Origin of the sequence: Streptomyces sp. NPDC050546 (assembly GCF_044457425.1) — a bacterium.
Classification (GTDB): domain Bacteria; phylum Actinomycetota; class Actinomycetes; order Streptomycetales; family Streptomycetaceae; genus Streptomyces.
In genome coordinates, this window is record NZ_JBITGX010000003.1 from 594123 (window position 1) to 609843 (window position 15721).

The window sequence follows — 15721 nt, forward strand, 5'->3', positions numbered from 1 at the left end:
GTGACGAAGTCCACGTCCCTACACCTGGGCAATTCGCCCATTTTCCGGGTGAAGAGCGCGTTACCTTGAGGCGGCCTTGGTGTCCGCTTTACTCGCAGGTGTCCTCGGCTGCCGTGTTTCCACGGAACGTGGGTGGAGGAGAAACGGTGACGGCGGATTTCGTGAACGGACCCGGATGCGGATCCCCGTGCGACCGTTCACGCGAATCGGCAGGCCTCGGCGGGGCGGAACTTCCCGGTGCGTCCCCCGCGACCGCCACCGGAACGTCCGTCCGCAGCCGCTCGAACAGCCTGTCCGCCTCGGGCTCCACGAGTTGGTCGCGATTGGCGTCGTATGCGTACGACTCCCGGGGGACGGTCAGAAATTGCACTTGTTCCATGGGGATGTCGCGCAGCCCGCGCACGAGTTCGTACAAACCGCGCAGGCTGGCCAGATCCGGATCCGTTGTGAGAGAGGACGTGGCGGCGTCCAGGACGGGATACAGCTTCACCGGATTCAGCAGGACGTCATTGCTGCGCACTTTGTTGACGAGAGCGCCGAGGAATCGTTGCTGCCGCTCCATCCGCTCCGTGTCGCTGCCGTCACCGAGGGACTTGCGGGCGCGGACGTAGCCGAGGGCCTGCTCGCCGTCGAGCGTCACGCGTCCCGCGGGCAGCCTCAGCTTGGCGGCCCGGTCGTCGACCGGCTCCCGCAGGCACACCTCGACACCGTCGACCGCGTCGACCATCTCCTTGAAGCCGTGGAAGTCGACGACGACGTGGTGATCGACGCGGATGTCGGTGAGCTTCTCGACGGTCCGGATGGTGCAGGCCGAACCGCCCAGCGCGAAGGCCTGGTTGAACATCGCGAACCGCGGCGCGCTGCGGGACCCGTCCGGGCGCCGGCAGCCCGGCAGCTCCACCATCAGGTCCCGGGGCAGCGATACGGCGGTGGCGCTGCTCCGTCCCGCGGACAGGTGCAGCAGGATCGTGGTGTCCGACCGCTCGGTCCCGGAGTCCCGGCCGTAGCGGGCGTTGTCGTCGCCCTCGCGCGAGTCCGAGCCGATCAGCAGGATGTTCCGCGCGTCCTTGACCAGCGAGGTGGGGCGCTCCTTCTCGTACCGCGCCAGCTCGGCGGCGGCGGCCTCGTCGGGCGTGATGTTCCCGCTGAGCTTGGCGTACACGGCCCATCCGGCCCCGGCGGCCGCCACGACGAGGCCGGTGACCCCGAACGCCGTGTACCGCACCCACCGCCGCCGGCGCCGCCGCGCCAGCCCTCGCCCACTGGCCGAGGCCCCCGCACCCGGCCCCAGCCTCGGCAAGGACTCACCACCGGTGTCGGCCACGACAGGGACCACCCCTCACAACGTACGAACGTGCGCGCGCACTGCTCCTACGACTGTGGCGTGGATGGGGGGCGGGGGAGGGGTCGGGATGGGCCGAACGGAGGATGCGCACCTACGGGCAGGCGGCCCGCCCCCGCTGCGGGCATGCGTGCCGCTGAGCCGCCTAGCTGCGGGCAATCGTGCCGCTAAGGGCGGCACGGGTGGGCGGTGGGGGAGGCACCCCGCAACGCCGGGCTGCGAATCACCCCGCCCCCAGCACCAACACCCAGCACTGGAAAACGCCCTACCGGGCAAGCGCCGTAACCCGCTCACTCTCCACCCGCTTGTCCAGCGCCTCGCCCCCCGCCAACTCCAGATTCCGGCACAACACCACAGAACCCCCCGTGGCCAACGGCCCGTACAACCCCGCGTTCAACCCTTCCCACGTGTCGTACGGCAACCCCGACAGGATCCGCGACCCCGGCCCGGTCAGCCCCAGCCCCGTCGCCCCCGCCCGAGCCCGCTCGACCACCTCGGCCCCGCTGAACTCCCGCCCCGCCACGATCAGCGCCGGCTCCTCCGGATCCACGGGCGCGTACGGCACGAACCGGTCCCCCTGCCCCGGCACCTCCACCGCGTAGTCGACGAACCCCTCGGGCGTCTGCGGAAACCGCCCCCCGAGCGGCCGCAGCGCCATCGCGATCCGCGCCCCGGAACACGCCCGGGCCGCCTCCAGCCCGTCCGGCCCGCTCACCACGACATCGGCGGCCCGGGCGTCCCCGGACACATCCGCGACCACACCGACCGACGCGCACGCGAGCAGCCACACCGCCGTCTGCCAGTGCGCGGGCAGCAGCAGCGCGACCCGGTCCCCGGGCTCGACGGACAGCTCGTCCTGGAGCAGGTTCGAGGTCTTGGCCACCCAATTGGCGAAGGTGGCCACGGACAGTTCGACGCGTTCGCCTGTGGCGTCGTCGTAGAAGGTCACCAGGGGGCGTCCCGGATCCGCGGCGAGCGCGGAACCCAGCAGGTCGGCGGGGGTGCGATCGGTGGCGTTCACCCGCGCAAGCGTACGCGGCACGCCTGCCTTCACCCAACGGTCCGGCCACCGCCCCGCCGCACGTTCGCCACCGGTTCGGCCGAATCCGGGCCGACAGTCCGTCAAATCCCAAATGGACAGACTTATAGGACTATGTCAAAGATCAGGGGCATGCGTGGATTCCTTGCTTCCTCGATCGGTGTCACCTGTGCGGCCGCTCTGGCCCTTCCCCTCACTCCGCCCGCCCTCGCGGCGACGGCGAGACCGGTGCCGACCACCGAGGTCGCCACGGCCGCGAGACCCGCGCCCCACGCGGGGACGCCGGACTCGGCCGTGACCGCCCGGCGCGCGGCCGAACCGTCCGCCTCCGGCAGCACCCAGTCCCTCCCTCTCGAACCCCTCACCCGTAACCGCGCCACCCCCTCCGCATCCGCATCCGCCTCCGCCGCCGCCGAAATGGGCCTGTCCCGCCGTGCCGTACGCCGCTTCTCCCTCGTCGGCGTCATCTGGGACGACCCCCATGCCGAACTGCACGGCCGCGTCCATGTCCGCACCCGCGCCGCCGGCACCGGCACCTGGTCGGGCTGGCAGGTCGTGGAGACGCACAACGCCGACCACGCGGCCGACCTGGACACCCCCGAGAGCACCTCGGGCCGCGTACGCGGCGCCACGGCGCCGCTGTGGGTGGGCGCCTCCGACGGCGTGGAACTCCGGGTCCGTTCGGAGCTCCGGGGCACGGGCGGCCGCAGCATCGCCGTCGCCGCGCCCTCGCTCCCCTCCGGCCTCCGCCTCGAACTCGTCGACCCCGGAGAGGGCGACGAGGCACTGCCCGGCGGCCCCGTGGACGGCCCCCGCACCGGCGGCCTGAACACCGAGGCCTCCGCCGCCACCGACGCCTCCGCCGCCAACGCGGACCTCGCCCCCCTCGGCGCCACCGAGATCACGGCACTGAGCCGCGCGGCGACCGAGCGCGAGTTCTACACCCTCCGCGCCGGCGAGCGGGTGGAGCGGAAGCGGGCGAAACCGTACGTCGGCCCGCGCCCCCGTATCGTCACGCGTCGCGGCTGGGGCGCGAACGAGGGTCTGCGGGAGCGGAAGTTCGTCTACACGAAGAAGGTCAAGGCGGCCTTCGTGCACCACACCGCGAGCGGCAACAAGTACAGCTGCTCGCAGTCCCCGTCACTCATCCGCAGTATCTACCGCTACCACGTCAAGAGCATGGGCTGGCGGGACGTCGGCTACAACTTCCTCATCGACAAGTGCGGAAAGATCTACGAGGGCCGCGCGGGGGGCGTGGCGAGGCCGGTGCTCGGCGCGCACACCCTTGGTTTCAACAGCAACAGCATGGGCATCGCCGTCATCGGATCGTACGGAGCCAAGAAACCGTCGTCCGCCGCCGTCAAGGCCATCGCCCGGGTCACGGCGTGGAAGCTGGGCCTCTACCGGATGAATCCGCGGGGGAAGACCTACCTGAAGTCGGCCGGCAGCAACCTCCACCGCAAAGGCAAGAAGGTACGACTGAACGTGATCTCCGGTCACCGGGACGGCTTCAAGACCGCCTGCCCGGGACGGAAGCTCTACGGCAAGCTCGGCTCGGCCCGCTCCAAGGCGGCCCGCTACCAGGGCCGCTGAGAACACGTTCACCGCCGTCGGGGGACAGCAGGGCGGAATGCCGCACGGCCAGCGAAGGCGCCACGGAACGGTCTGCATACACTGACCGGCCGAAAGACAGTTCGGCCGGTCCCGGCAGGAAGCAGAGACGACACGTGACTGAAGCGATCCTCCTGGTCGGTGGCAAGGGCACCCGGCTGCGCCCGCTCACGGTGCACACGCCCAAGCCCATGGTCCCGGCGGCCGGGGTGCCCTTCCTCACGCACCAGCTGGCGAGAGCGAGAGCGGCGGGCGTCGAGCACATCGTCCTGGCCACGTCCTACCTGGCGGAGGTCTTCGAGCCGTACTTCGGCGACGGGTCCGCGCTGGGGCTGCACCTGGAGTACGTGACGGAGGAGGAGCCCCTCGGCACGGGCGGCGCCATCCGCAACGTCGCCTCCCGGCTGCGTTCCGGCCCCGACGACCCGGTCCTGATCTTCAACGGCGACATCCTGACGGGCCTGGACATCCGGGCCCTGGTGGACACCCACGAGACGACGGGCGCGGACGTCTCCCTGCACCTCACGAAGGTCACCGACCCACGTGCCTACGGTCTGGTCCCCACAGACGACACGGGCAGGGTCCTGGCCTTCCTGGAGAAGCCGCAGACCCCCGAGGAGATCGTCACCGACCAGATCAACGCGGGGGCGTATGTCTTCCGCCGCTCGGTCATCGACACGATCCCGCTGGGCCGGCCGGTGTCGGTGGAACGGGAGACCTTCCCCGACCTGCTCTCCGCCGGAGCCCACCTCCAGGGCATGGTCGACTCGACGTACTGGCTGGACCTCGGCACACCGGCGGCGTTCGTCCGGGGCTCGGCGGACCTGGTCCTCGGCCGGGCCCCGTCGCCCGCAGTCCCCGGCCGCTGCGGCGACCGCCTGGTACTGCCGACGGCGACGGTCGCGGCCGACGCCAAGCTGTCGGGCGGCACGGTGGTGGGGGAGGGCGCCTTCGTCGCCGAGGGCGCTCGGATCTTCGGCAGCACGATCATGCCGGGCGCAGTGATCGAACCAGGCGCGGTCATCACCGACTCCCTCATAGGCGCCCGAGCCCGAGTGGGCGAACGCACCGTCCTCACCGGCACGGTCATAGGCGACGGCGCGACCGTGGGCCCCGACAACGAACTCCTGGACGGCACCCGCATCTGGTGCGACACCCAAATCCCACCGGGAGCGGTCCGCTTCTCCTCGGACCAGTAGCCCCACCAGCCGCACCCCGCCCCTGCTGCCCCCGCCCCCCGCCGCGCGCCGCTCCCACGCCGCCCGGCCGCCCCCCCCGCCGCGGGCAGCGCGCCGCCCCCGCTGCGGGCGCGCCTGCCGCCCTAGCTGCGGGCATGCCGTGCCGCCCTAGCTGCGGGCATGCGTGCCGCTAGGGGCGGCACGGGTGGGCGCAGCGGCACCCCGCTCCGCCGGGCTGCGAAACGCCCCGCCCCCAGCCCCGACGCCGAGCACGCCACAACGGGCAGAACATCACAGCGCCCCGATATCCCACCGAGGCATCTTCGGCGCCCGCCGCCCAGGCACCCGCCCACTCAACAGCACCAACCGAGCCGCCCGATGCCGCTGCCCCGCATACGGCTCCAGCAACTCCAGCATCACGGAGTCATCCGCATCCCGATCCCCGGCAAGCGCCCACCCCACGATCCGAGGCAGATGCAGATCCCCCGTCGTCACCTCATCCGCCGCCCCATGACTCCGCTGCACCGTCTCCGCCGACGTCCACGGCCCCACCCCCGGCACGACCTCCAGCCGCGCCCGGGCCGCCCCCGGCTCCATCCCGGCCGCCTCCTCCAACCGCCCGGCCACCCGAACCGCACGCAGAATCGTCGACGCCCGCTTGTTGTCGACCCCGGCCCGATGCCACTCCCACGACGGAATCAACGCCCACGTCCGAGGCCCCGGCATCACATGCATCCCCCCGGGCACGGGCCCCGGCGCCGGCTCCCCGAACTTCCGCACCAGCAACCGCCACGCCCGATACGCCTCATCGGTCGTGACCTTCTGCTCGAGAATCGACGGAATCAGCGACTCCAGCACCAGCCCGCTCCGCGTCAGCCGCAACCCCGGCCGCCGATGCCGGGCCAATGCCACCAGCCGGTGCCGAGGCACGAACGCGGACGGATCATCGGCGGCCCCGAGCAGCTCGGGCAACCCCTCCAGCAGCCACTCGGCCCCGGGCCCCCAGGCCTCCCCGCGCACCCCACCACCCGACGCGCGCACCCGTAGCGTCCCGGGCCCGGCAGGAGTGAGCGCGGCCCGCCACACGGACCCGTCCGGAGTCGTCCGGAACGTCGGATCACCCGGCCCGCGCCGCAGCGGCCCGAGCACCAGACCGAGATCCAGCGGCCCGTCCGGCACCCAGTCGCGCACCCGCCCCGGCCCCGCCGCCTGCCCTGGCCCCGCCGCCTGCCGCGGCACGCCCCCGCCCACGGCGACATGGCCACCGCGCACGGTCGTACGCGTGGGCCGGGGAGCGAAGCGTCCTGCCATGAATGAGTCCCTGGAACTGGAATGCGAGAGGAGCGGGCCCTACGAGCGTAGACGCCGCCCCGCGCCGGTCACCGCACCTCGATGAACGCCCCCGCGTCCCGCTCCGGCCGCGGCCGCGGTTCCTCCGCCGGATGCCCGACCGCCACCGCGCCCATCGGATCCCAGTCCGCTGGCAGCCCCAGCACCTCGCGCACCACGTCCCGGCAGAACATCGTCGACGACACCCACGCTGACCCCAGCCGCTCCCCGGCCAGCGCGACCAGGAGGTTCTGCACGCCGGCGCCCGCGGCGACCACGAACATCTCCCGCTCGGCGCCGTCCCGCCGCGGATCGCCGTAGGTGTGCGAGCCGTCCATGACCAGGCAGGGGACGACGAGATACGGCGCGTTCCGCAGGACGTCCCCGCGGCGCACCCGCTTGGCGACGGACTCCTCCGTCTTGCCGTCCCGCCGCAGATCGGCGATCCAGGCGTCCCGCATGGCGTCGAGCAGCCGCGTCCGCGACTCCTCGGACTCCAGCAGCACGAACCGCCACGGTGTGGTGTGGTGCGGCGCGGGCGCCGTCACGGCAGCGGCCACCGCCCGCCGTACGGCACCGGGGTCGACGGGCTCGTCCGTGAAGGCCCGGACCGTGCGCCGCTGGGTCACCGCCAGCCGTACCGCCTCCGACGTGCCGAGCCGGAACATGTCGTCGCGCGCGCCGCGCACCATGGCCCGCGCCCCTTCTTCGTCGCCGTCCCCGGCGACCAGGTCCGGGAGTCCGCGTACGACGGCCACGGGCAGCCCGGCGGCCTTGCCCTTGACCAGGTCGCCCGCGGAGGCGAGTTCGTCGGCCGTGGCGACGACCGTGGCCCCGAGCGGATTGCCGTACGCGTCCGTGCCCCCGCGCAGATCGTCGAGGACGCGCACCCCGGCGGCCCCGATCGCGACATCCGTGAGCCCCGCGCGCCAGGGCCGACCGAACGTGTCGGTGACGACGACACCGACCTCGACGCCGAGGATGTCCCGCAGCCCGTCACGGATCGCGCGGGCGGACGCGTCCGGGTCCTCGGGCAGCAACAGCACGGTCCCGGAGGGGGTGTTGGACGCGTCGACCCCGGCCGCGGCCATGACCAGGCCCTGCCGGTTCTCGACGATCCGGAGGGCGCCGCGGCGGGCCACCACCCGTACCGTCTCCGCGTCGATGGCCGCCTCGCGGTCGGCAGCCTGGACGATGCGGCTCTCCGCCTTGGACACGATCTTCGAGGTGACGAGCAGCACGTCCCCGTCGGCCAGACCTGGCTCGGCGGCCGCGATCAGCTTGGCCAGATCGTCCCCGGCCGCGACCTCGGGCAGACCGGCCACGGCCCACACCCGGTACCCGTCGGCATCCCGCCGCCGTCCGGAGATCTCTCCGCTCAAGCTCCCCGCACCTCCTCCGCCAGCGCCAGGGCCTCGCGGGCCATCCGCGCGGTCGCGTCGGTGTCGGTCATCATCAGCGGCACGGCCCGGCAGCGCACCCCGGCCGCCTCGACCTGCTCCACCACGCCCGCGTCCACCGTGTCCACGAGCCAGCCGTCCAGCAGTCCCGAGCCGTAGTGCTCGGCCACCGCCGCAGCGGTCGACTCGACGCCCACGGCGGCCAGCACCTTGTCGGCCATGCCCCGCACGGGCGCGTCGCCGACGATGGGGGACAGACCGATCACCGGCACCCCGGCGTCGGCGATCGCCTCCCGGATACCGGGCACGGCGAGGATCGTGCCGATCGACACGACGGGGTTGGACGGCGGGAAGAGGATCACGTCCGCCTCGGCGATGGCCTCCAGGACTCCCGGAGCGGGCTTCGCCTGTTCGGCGCCCACCGGCACGATCGCCTCGGCGGGCACCGAGGCGCGCAGCCGCACCCAGTACTCCTGGAAGTGGATCGCCTTGCGCTCACCGTCGATCTCGACCGCCACATGGGTCTCGACGCGGTCGTCGGACATCGGGATCAGCCGCACGCCCGGCTTCCAGCGCTCGCACAGCGCCTCCGTCACCGCGCTCAGCGGGTATCCGGCGCCGATCATCTGCGTCCGCACGATGTGCGTGGCGAAGTCCCGGTCGCCCAGGCCGAACCACTCGGGCCCGACGCCGTACGCCGCGAGCTCCTCCTTGAGATGGAAGGTCTCGTCGGCACGGCCCCAGCCCTGCTCCTCGTTGATGCCGCCGCCGAGCGTGTACATCACCGTGTCGAGGTCCGGGCAGACCTTCAGCCCGAAGAGGTGGATGTCGTCTCCGGTGTTGCCGATGACCGTGATGTCCGCGTCCGGCACGGCCCGCTTCAGACCACGCAGGAACCGGGCACCACCGATGCCGCCTGCCAGAACCACAATGCGCATGGGAGCCAGTCTTGCAGGCGCCTACGACAACGAGTCAGGCAGTTACGGCACCCGGCACGCTCCGGGCCTCGCAGTGCTGCGCCGTGTGCATCGGCATCTCCGTCAGCCCCGGGTAGTAGACGTGCAAACTCACCGCCGACTCGAGTGCGTCATTCACCACCTCGTGTACGTACCCCGGCGCGAACACGCGCTGCGCGCCCGCCCGCAACGCGCGTGTGCCCCGCTCCGTGCGCTCCGTCAGCGTGCCGTCCAGCACGGTCAGCACACCGGAGGAGCGGCCGTGGTCGTGCAGCCCGCTGCCCTGCCCGGGCACCCAGGACAGCAGCCACACCTCGTAGCCCGGGCCGGTGCGCAGCCGGTGGTACCAGCGGCTGGCCGCGTCGTAGCGGACGAGGTGCTCCCACTGGGAGCGGTCGGCGGCGATGGAGCGGGCCAGGCCGACGAACTCGGCGACGGTGGCCGGGTGCTCGCGCTCCACCTGGAGCAGGTGCGGTACTTCGAGGATGTCGCCGGCGATCTGGAGGTCGCTGTCGCTGTTCATGGGGTGCGTGGTTCCTCAGTGAAAGTGGGTCAGAGGGAACGAGGGCCGAGGGACTGGTGGCTCGGCCTTCAGCTGGAGCGGGTGTGGCTCAACAGCTGGAACAGCGACAGCTACAGCGAGCGCGGGCAGCACCGTGGGACCCGGCGGTGCGGGTCGAGGTGAGTGCCAAGTTCGCGAGCATGCCCACTAGGACACCGGGTCACACCTCCGGTGTCAACTCGGCACCCGGTATGTGGGACGAGGTTCACCTCATCCGGTCGTTCACTCAGATGAAAGGTTTGTTCATGGCCTGGCCGGGACACTTGGCGTTCACCGGGCGCACAAACCTCGTTGCGTACTCGTGATCAGACTGTGATCAGATTCGCTTCGGCGGGTGCGTCGGAACGAGATCGAACTCCCGGGCGTCCTCCCCTGTACAGGTCTGTACGGGGCCCGGGTGACGGCGGGGCCCCTCGCGGGCTCCGTCTGCGTGTCAAGGTTTATGCCGATTTGAACACTTTCCGCACGGCCTTGGTTCCGCAGAGTGAATAAGGGGCTCAATAGCAGATCTCGGCTTGACTCGCCCGGAGCGGCACACTTGTAATTTCACTCGTGTCGTTCAGCCGCAATCGGTAACGGCTACATCACGGGGACGCGGAAAAGAACAGACGAGGGGCGCACATGACCGAGCTGGTGCAGCAACTGCTGGTCGACGACGCGGACGAGGAACTCGGCTGGCAGGAGCGCGCGCTGTGCGCCCAGACCGACCCCGAGTCCTTCTTCCCCGAGAAGGGCGGCTCGACCCGGGAGGCCAAGAAGGTCTGTCTCTCCTGCGAGGTCCGCTCCGAGTGCCTCGAGTACGCCCTCGCCAACGACGAGCGCTTCGGCATCTGGGGCGGCCTGTCCGAGCGGGAGCGCCGCCGGCTGAAGAAGGCAGCGGTCTGACCGGACCCATGGGTGGGTGAACGGCCCGTCGCAGGTGGGTTATCCACAGGCGGCGGGCCGCCGGGCTGTCAGCCGATAGTGTGGGCGCTCGTCCGAGACGCCCCGCGGCCCCCGCCGGTCGCAGGCGTCCACCGCAGTCCACCGAACCGGGGCCCGTACCTCGATGTCCGTGCACAGCCACCCGGCAGCTCATCACGACACCGCTGCCACAGCCGTCTTTGACCCGGCCCACCCGTCTGCGTTCGACCCGGCCCGCCCGCCCGAGTTCCCGCGTCATGTGGTGACCGCGGTCCTCGTCTCCCACGACGGCGCCCGCTGGCTGCCCGACGCGCTCGCCGGGCTGCTCGGCCAGGAGCGCCCCGTCCAGTACGCGATGGGGGCCGACACCGGCAGCGCGGACACCTCAGCCCAGCTGGTCACCGACGCGCTCGGCGCCGACCGGGTGCTGCACCTCGCCCGCCGTACCGGCTTCGGCCAGGCCGTCGAGGAGTGCGACCGCAGCGCCCCGGTCCTCACCCCGGAGCAGCTGCCTTACCTGAAGCGGCCCAGCGGCTGGGACCCGGTCACGCGCTCGTGGCGCGACGACACCTACGACATGCCCGAGCTCCCGCACGGTGAGCCGGTGCAATGGCTGTGGCTGCTGCACGACGACTGCGCCCCGGAACCCGACGCCCTGGCCCAGCTGCTGCGCGTCGTGGACAACGAGTACGAGCTGGGCCGTGACGACGTGGCCGTCGTGGGCCCCAAGCTCCGCGGCTGGTACGACCGGCGGCAGCTGCTGGAGGTCGGCGTCTCCATCGCCAACTCCGGCCGCCGCTGGACCGGCCTGGACCGCCGGGAGCAGGACCAGGGCCAGCACGACCACGTCCGGACCGTGCTGTCGGTGTCCACCGCCGGCATGCTCGTCCGCCGCGACATCTTCGAACAGCTCGGCGGCTTCGACCGGCACCTGCCCCTCATGCGCGACGACCTCGACCTGTGCTGGCGCGCGCACGCCGCGGGCCACCGCGTGCTGATCGCCCCGGAAGCCGTCGTCCGGCATGCCGAGGCGGCCTCCCGGGAGCGCCGCGCCGTCGACTGCGTGGGCCGCACCTCGGCCTCCCCGCACAAGGTCGACAAGGCCGGCGCCGTCTACAGCCTGCTCGTCAACACGCGTACGGCCGTGCTCCCCTGGGTGCTGCTGCGCGTCGTGCTCGGCACCCTGCTGCGCACCGTCGCCTACCTCGTCGGCAAGGTCCCCGGACAGGCCGTCGACGAGATCCGCGGCCTCATGGGCACCCTGCTGCGGCCCGAGCGGATCCTCGCCGGGCGGCGCCGCAGAGGCACCCCCCAGGTCGACAAGGGCGAACTGCGGCCGCTGTTCCCGCCGCCCGGAGCGACCGTCCGCATGACCGTCGAGCAGGTCGCGGGCAACCTCGTCGGCAGCTCCGACCCCGAGGCCACCGCCGGTGCCGGACGGCACGGCGGAGCCGTCGAGTCGGGCCCCGGCGGCGACGACGCGGACTTCCTGCAGATCGAACAGTTCGCCCGGCTCAAGCGCATCGCGCGCAAGCCCGGCCCGGTGCTCTTCCTCGTCCTGCTGCTCGTCTCCCTGCTCGCCTGCCGTGAACTCCTCGGCGGCGGCGCGCTCGCGGGCGGCGCCCTGCTGCCCGCCCCGGCAGACTCCGCCGCACTGTGGGCGCGCTACCTGGACGCCTGGCATCCGGTCGGCGCCGGCGGCACCTCCTCCGCGCCGCCGTACATCGCGCTCGTGGCGATGATGGCGTCTCTGCTGTTCGGCTCGACCGGCCTCGCCGTCACCGTCCTGCTCGTCTGCTCGGTGCCGCTGGCCGGTGTCGCCGCCTACTTCGCCTCCCGCCCGCTGGTCGAGTCCCGGCTGCTGCGCGCCTGGGCGGCCGTCGTCTACGCCTTCCTGCCCGCCGCCACCGGCGCCCTCGCCGGCGGCCGCATCGGCACGGCGGTCCTGGCCGTCCTGCTGCCGCTCATCGCGCGCGCGGGCATCGCGGCCAGTGGCCTGGCGAACCAGGGGGGCGCGCGGGGCAGTTGGCGCGCCACCTGGGCGTACGCACTGCTGCTGACCATCGCCACCGCGTTCACCCCGATCGTGTGGCCCGTCGCGCTGATCCTCGGCGTGGGGCTGCTGGCCGTGCGCCGCACGGACATCACGGCGTACGGGACGCGGTTCCTCGCCCAGCTCGGCACGCCCCTGCTGGTCCTCGCGCCCTGGTCGCTGTCGCTGCTCCCGTTCGGCTTCTTCCAGCAGGCCGGCCTGGAGTACGGAGCCGGCTCCGCCTCCGCCCTCGACCTGCTCGGCGCCAGCCCGGGCGGCCCCGGCACCGTCAGCGGCCTGATGCTCATCGGCATCGTGCTGGCCGCGCTCGCCGCCCTGCTGCGTTCGGAACGCCAGTCGGGCATCCGCACGGCCTGGGCGGTCGCCCTGGTGGGCTTCGTCCTCGCGGCCCTGTCCAACAGCTCCACCTGGGCCGGCCCCGCGACCCTCGTCTACGGCATCGCCCTCCTGGCGGCCGCCGCGCTCGGCGCCGACGGCGCACGCGCGCGCGTGGCCGAGCAGAGCTTCGGCTGGCGCCAGCCGGTCGCCGTGCTGATCGCCTTCGCCTCGGCCGCGGGCCCGCTGCTCGTCGCCGCCGGCTGGATGATCCGCGGCGCCGACGGGCCCCTGGAGCGGCGCGACCCGACCCAGGTCCCCGCTTTCGTCGCCGAGGAGAGCGGCAGCAGCGACCAGGCCCGCACCCTCGTCCTCGACAGCGACTCCGGCGCCCACGTCGGCTACATGCTCGTGCGCGGCTCCGGCGCCCGCCTCGGCGACGGCGAGGTCGCCGCGGCCGACGGCGAGAACAGCAGGCTCGACAAGGTCGTCGCCAACCTCGTCGCCGGCTCCGGCGCCGACCAGGCCGACCAGCTCGGCGGCTTCGCCGTGCGCTACGTCCTCGTCCACCAGGGCGCGCCCCGCGAGGTCACCCGCGTCCTGGACGCCACGCCCGGCCTGACCCGGCTCAGCCAGCAGAGCGGCGGCGCGCTCTGGCGCATCGACCGGGAGGTCGCGCGCGCCGCCATCGTCCCCGCCTCCGGATCCGGCACCCCGCAGCCCGTCGCCGCCGGGCCCGTCGACATCCACACCACCATCCCGACCGGCGCCGACGGGCGCGTGCTGCGCCTCGCCGACACCGCCGCCGACGGCTGGACCGCCACGCTGGACGGCAAGCCGCTGACCCGCACCACGGTCGACGGCTGGGCCCAGGGCTTCGAACTCCCCGCCACCGGCGGCACGCTGGACGTCACCTACGACGACCCGATCGGCCACACCGCGTGGCTGTGGACGCAGGGCCTGCTCGCCGTCGTCCTCGTGGTCCTCGCCCTGCCCGGCCGGCGCCGCGACGTCGACGACGACATGCCCGAGGAGCCGGTCGTCCCGGCCCAGGCGGTCGCCGGCGAGGGCCGCCGCGCCCGCCGCCTGCGCGCCCAGGCCGAGGCCGAGACCGAGGCGGAAGGAACCCCCGGGACCGGGGAGTTCCCGCCCCCGCAGCCCGAGCAGCCCCCGGCGGCCGTGCCGCAGCAGCAGAACCACGGTCAGTGGGACAGCGCGGGATACCCGGGCGGCGAATACACGGGCTACGGCGACCAGTACCAGGCCGCCCCGTACCCGGCGGACGCCTACGGCGGGCAGTACCAGGCGGACCCGTACCAGGGCGGCCAGTACGACCCGTACGCCTACGGCGGCTCGCCCCAGGCGCCGCAGTACGACCCGGCGGGCTACGACCAGGCCTACAACCAGGGCTACGGCACGCCGTACGACCCGGCGCAGGAGCAGCAACAGCAGCAGCACCACCCCCACGGCACGGGCAGTGAGCGTCCCGACGGGAGCCAGCAGTGAACCGCACCACCCTGTCCCTGATCGCCGGTGTGACCGCGCTCGCCGCCGTCACCGGCTTCGCCGCGCTGTCCGCCCCGGACGGCGACCCGGGCGCGGACGCCACCGCCAAGGCGGCCGCCCAACTGCCCGTGGAGCGCACGAGCCTGTTGTGCCCGGCGCCCAGCACGTCCGACCTCGCCGAGACGTCCTACACATCCTTCACGCCCGTCACGAAGGGCACGGAGAGCGGCGGCAAGGCCGAACTCCAGGCGGCGGCCGAGGCATCGGCGGACGGCTCGGACCCGGGCGGCGACAAGGGCGAGGACGACGGGAAATCCGGCAAGGACAAGACCCAGAAGCCCGTGCTGACTCCCAAGGAGCCGGGCAAGCCGGTCACGGGAGACACCTCCGGCTCCGAGGCGCCCGCGCTCGTCGGGACCGCAGACGGCAGGTTCGCGCCCGGCTGGACCGTCCAGGAGACCACCGAGGTCGCCGCCGGGACCGGGCGCGGCCTTCAGGGCGTCAACTGCGCCGCTCCGGACACGAGTTTCTGGTTCCCGGGCGCCAGCACGGCGGCCGACCGCACCGACTACGTCCACCTGACGAACCCCGACGACTCGGCCGCCGTGGTCGACGTCGAGCTCTACGGCAAGGACGGCACCCTTCAGTCCCCGGTGGGGGAGGGCATCACCGTCCAGCCGCACTCCAGCGAGCCGGTCCTGCTGTCCACGCTCACGGACGAGGAGCAGACCAACCTCACCGTGCACGTCAACGTCCGCAGCGGACGCGTCGGCGCTTCGGTACAGGCCCTGGACGACAAGCTCGGCGGCGACTGGCTGGCCGCGTCCACGGACCCGTCGGGCAGCCTGGTCCTGCCCGGCATCCCCAAGGACGCCACCTCCGTGCGCCTGGTCGCCTTCACCCCCGGCGACGAGGACGCGGACCTGAAGGTGCGCCTCGCCTCCCCCTCCGGGCTGATCACCCCGGCCGGACACGAGACGGTGCACGTCAAGGGCGGCATGACGACGGCCGTCGACCTCGGCGACGTCACACGCGGCGAGGCGGGCTCCCTGGTATTGACGCCGACGGACCGGTCCGTGCCGGTCGTGGCGGCCCTGCGGGTCGTACGGGGCAAGGGCGACAAGCAGGAGACGGCGTTCATCCCGGCCACCCGCCCCGTCGGCACGCGCGCGACGTCCGCGGACAACAGCGCCAAGGGCAGCACCCTGTCCCTGACCGCACCCGGCAGGGCCGCCACGGTCAAGGTCACCGCCTCGGCGGGCAGCGAGGGCGGCACCCCGGTGTCGAAGACGTACACGATCAAGGCCGGCACGACCCAGGACATCGAGCCCCCGGCCCCCGGCGGCCTCAAGGGCACCTACGCGCTCACGGTCGAGCCGGTCTCCGGCGGCCCGGTCTACGGCGCCCGCACCCTGGCGGCGAACGAGAGCGGCGTCCCCGCCTTCACCGTGCAGACCCTCCCCGACGACCGGGGGACGGTGGCGGTACCGGAGGCGGACGAGGACCTGTCGGTGCTGCAGAAGTAAC

Annotated in this window: 11 protein-coding genes; 5 read left to right on the top strand and 6 right to left on the bottom strand. The window is 72.9% G+C overall.

Annotated elements, in window-relative coordinates; all coding sequences use genetic code 11:
• Nucleotides 1–88: 88 nt before the first annotated feature.
• Nucleotides 89–1336, bottom strand: a complete 1248-nt coding sequence (locus ACIBK5_RS10750) for an LCP family protein (RefSeq protein ID WP_399018256.1) — start codon at nucleotides 1334–1336, stop codon at nucleotides 89–91.
• 271 nt (nucleotides 1337–1607) lie between these two features.
• Nucleotides 1608–2363: a TIGR03089 family protein gene (locus ACIBK5_RS10755; RefSeq protein WP_399018257.1), complete on the bottom strand. Its 756-nt coding sequence runs from the start codon at nucleotides 2361–2363 to the stop codon at nucleotides 1608–1610.
• 150 nt (nucleotides 2364–2513) lie between these two features.
• Between ACIBK5_RS10755 and ACIBK5_RS10760 the strand changes: the two genes are divergently transcribed.
• The gene (locus tag ACIBK5_RS10760; RefSeq protein WP_399018259.1) at nucleotides 2514–3974 is read left to right on the top strand and encodes a peptidoglycan recognition protein; all 1461 of its coding nucleotides are present in this window, start codon (nucleotides 2514–2516) and stop codon (nucleotides 3972–3974) included.
• A gap of 134 nt (nucleotides 3975–4108) precedes the next feature.
• On the top strand, nucleotides 4109–5191 hold the full coding sequence (locus tag ACIBK5_RS10765) for a sugar phosphate nucleotidyltransferase (RefSeq protein ID WP_399018261.1): 1083 nt from the start codon (nucleotides 4109–4111) through the stop codon (nucleotides 5189–5191).
• 270 nt (nucleotides 5192–5461) lie between these two features.
• Here ACIBK5_RS10765 and ACIBK5_RS10770 read toward each other — a convergent pair whose 3' ends face one another.
• The 4 genes from ACIBK5_RS10770 to ACIBK5_RS10785 form a co-directional block, all read right to left on the bottom strand.
• Nucleotides 5462–6481: a DNA-3-methyladenine glycosylase family protein gene (locus tag ACIBK5_RS10770; protein ID WP_399018263.1), complete on the bottom strand. Its 1020-nt coding sequence runs from the start codon at nucleotides 6479–6481 to the stop codon at nucleotides 5462–5464.
• Between the two features lie 68 nt (nucleotides 6482–6549).
• Nucleotides 6550–7881 carry a coenzyme F420-0:L-glutamate ligase gene (locus ACIBK5_RS10775; RefSeq protein WP_399018265.1) on the bottom strand — a complete coding sequence of 444 codons (1332 nt, stop codon included), beginning with the start codon at nucleotides 7879–7881 and terminating at the stop codon, nucleotides 6550–6552.
• On the bottom strand, nucleotides 7878–8837 hold the full coding sequence (gene cofD / locus ACIBK5_RS10780) for a 2-phospho-L-lactate transferase (RefSeq protein WP_399018266.1): 960 nt from the start codon (nucleotides 8835–8837) through the stop codon (nucleotides 7878–7880). The genes ACIBK5_RS10775 and cofD overlap by 4 nt, the downstream gene beginning before the upstream one ends.
• A 34-nt stretch (nucleotides 8838–8871) precedes the next feature.
• Nucleotides 8872–9378 carry a cysteine dioxygenase gene (locus tag ACIBK5_RS10785; RefSeq protein WP_399018268.1) on the bottom strand — a complete coding sequence of 169 codons (507 nt, stop codon included), beginning with the start codon at nucleotides 9376–9378 and terminating at the stop codon, nucleotides 8872–8874.
• 660 nt (nucleotides 9379–10038) lie between these two features.
• On the opposite strand from ACIBK5_RS10785, the gene ACIBK5_RS10790 reads away from it, so the two are divergent.
• The 3 genes from ACIBK5_RS10790 to ACIBK5_RS10800 all read left to right on the top strand — a co-directional run bounded on the left by ACIBK5_RS10790 (nucleotide 10039) and on the right by ACIBK5_RS10800 (nucleotide 15720).
• Nucleotides 10039–10302, top strand: a complete 264-nt coding sequence (locus ACIBK5_RS10790) for a WhiB family transcriptional regulator (protein ID WP_003990679.1) — start codon at nucleotides 10039–10041, stop codon at nucleotides 10300–10302.
• A 163-nt stretch (nucleotides 10303–10465) separates the two neighbouring features.
• Entirely contained in the window at nucleotides 10466–14194 is a 3729-nt protein-coding gene (locus ACIBK5_RS10795) for a glycosyltransferase (protein ID WP_399018270.1), read from the top strand.
• The gene (locus ACIBK5_RS10800) at nucleotides 14191–15720 is read left to right on the top strand and encodes a DUF5719 family protein (protein ID WP_399018272.1); all 1530 of its coding nucleotides are present in this window, start codon (nucleotides 14191–14193) and stop codon (nucleotides 15718–15720) included. Before ACIBK5_RS10795 ends, ACIBK5_RS10800 begins: the two co-directional genes overlap by 4 nt.
• The last annotated feature ends 1 nt before the right edge of the window (nucleotide 15721 follow it).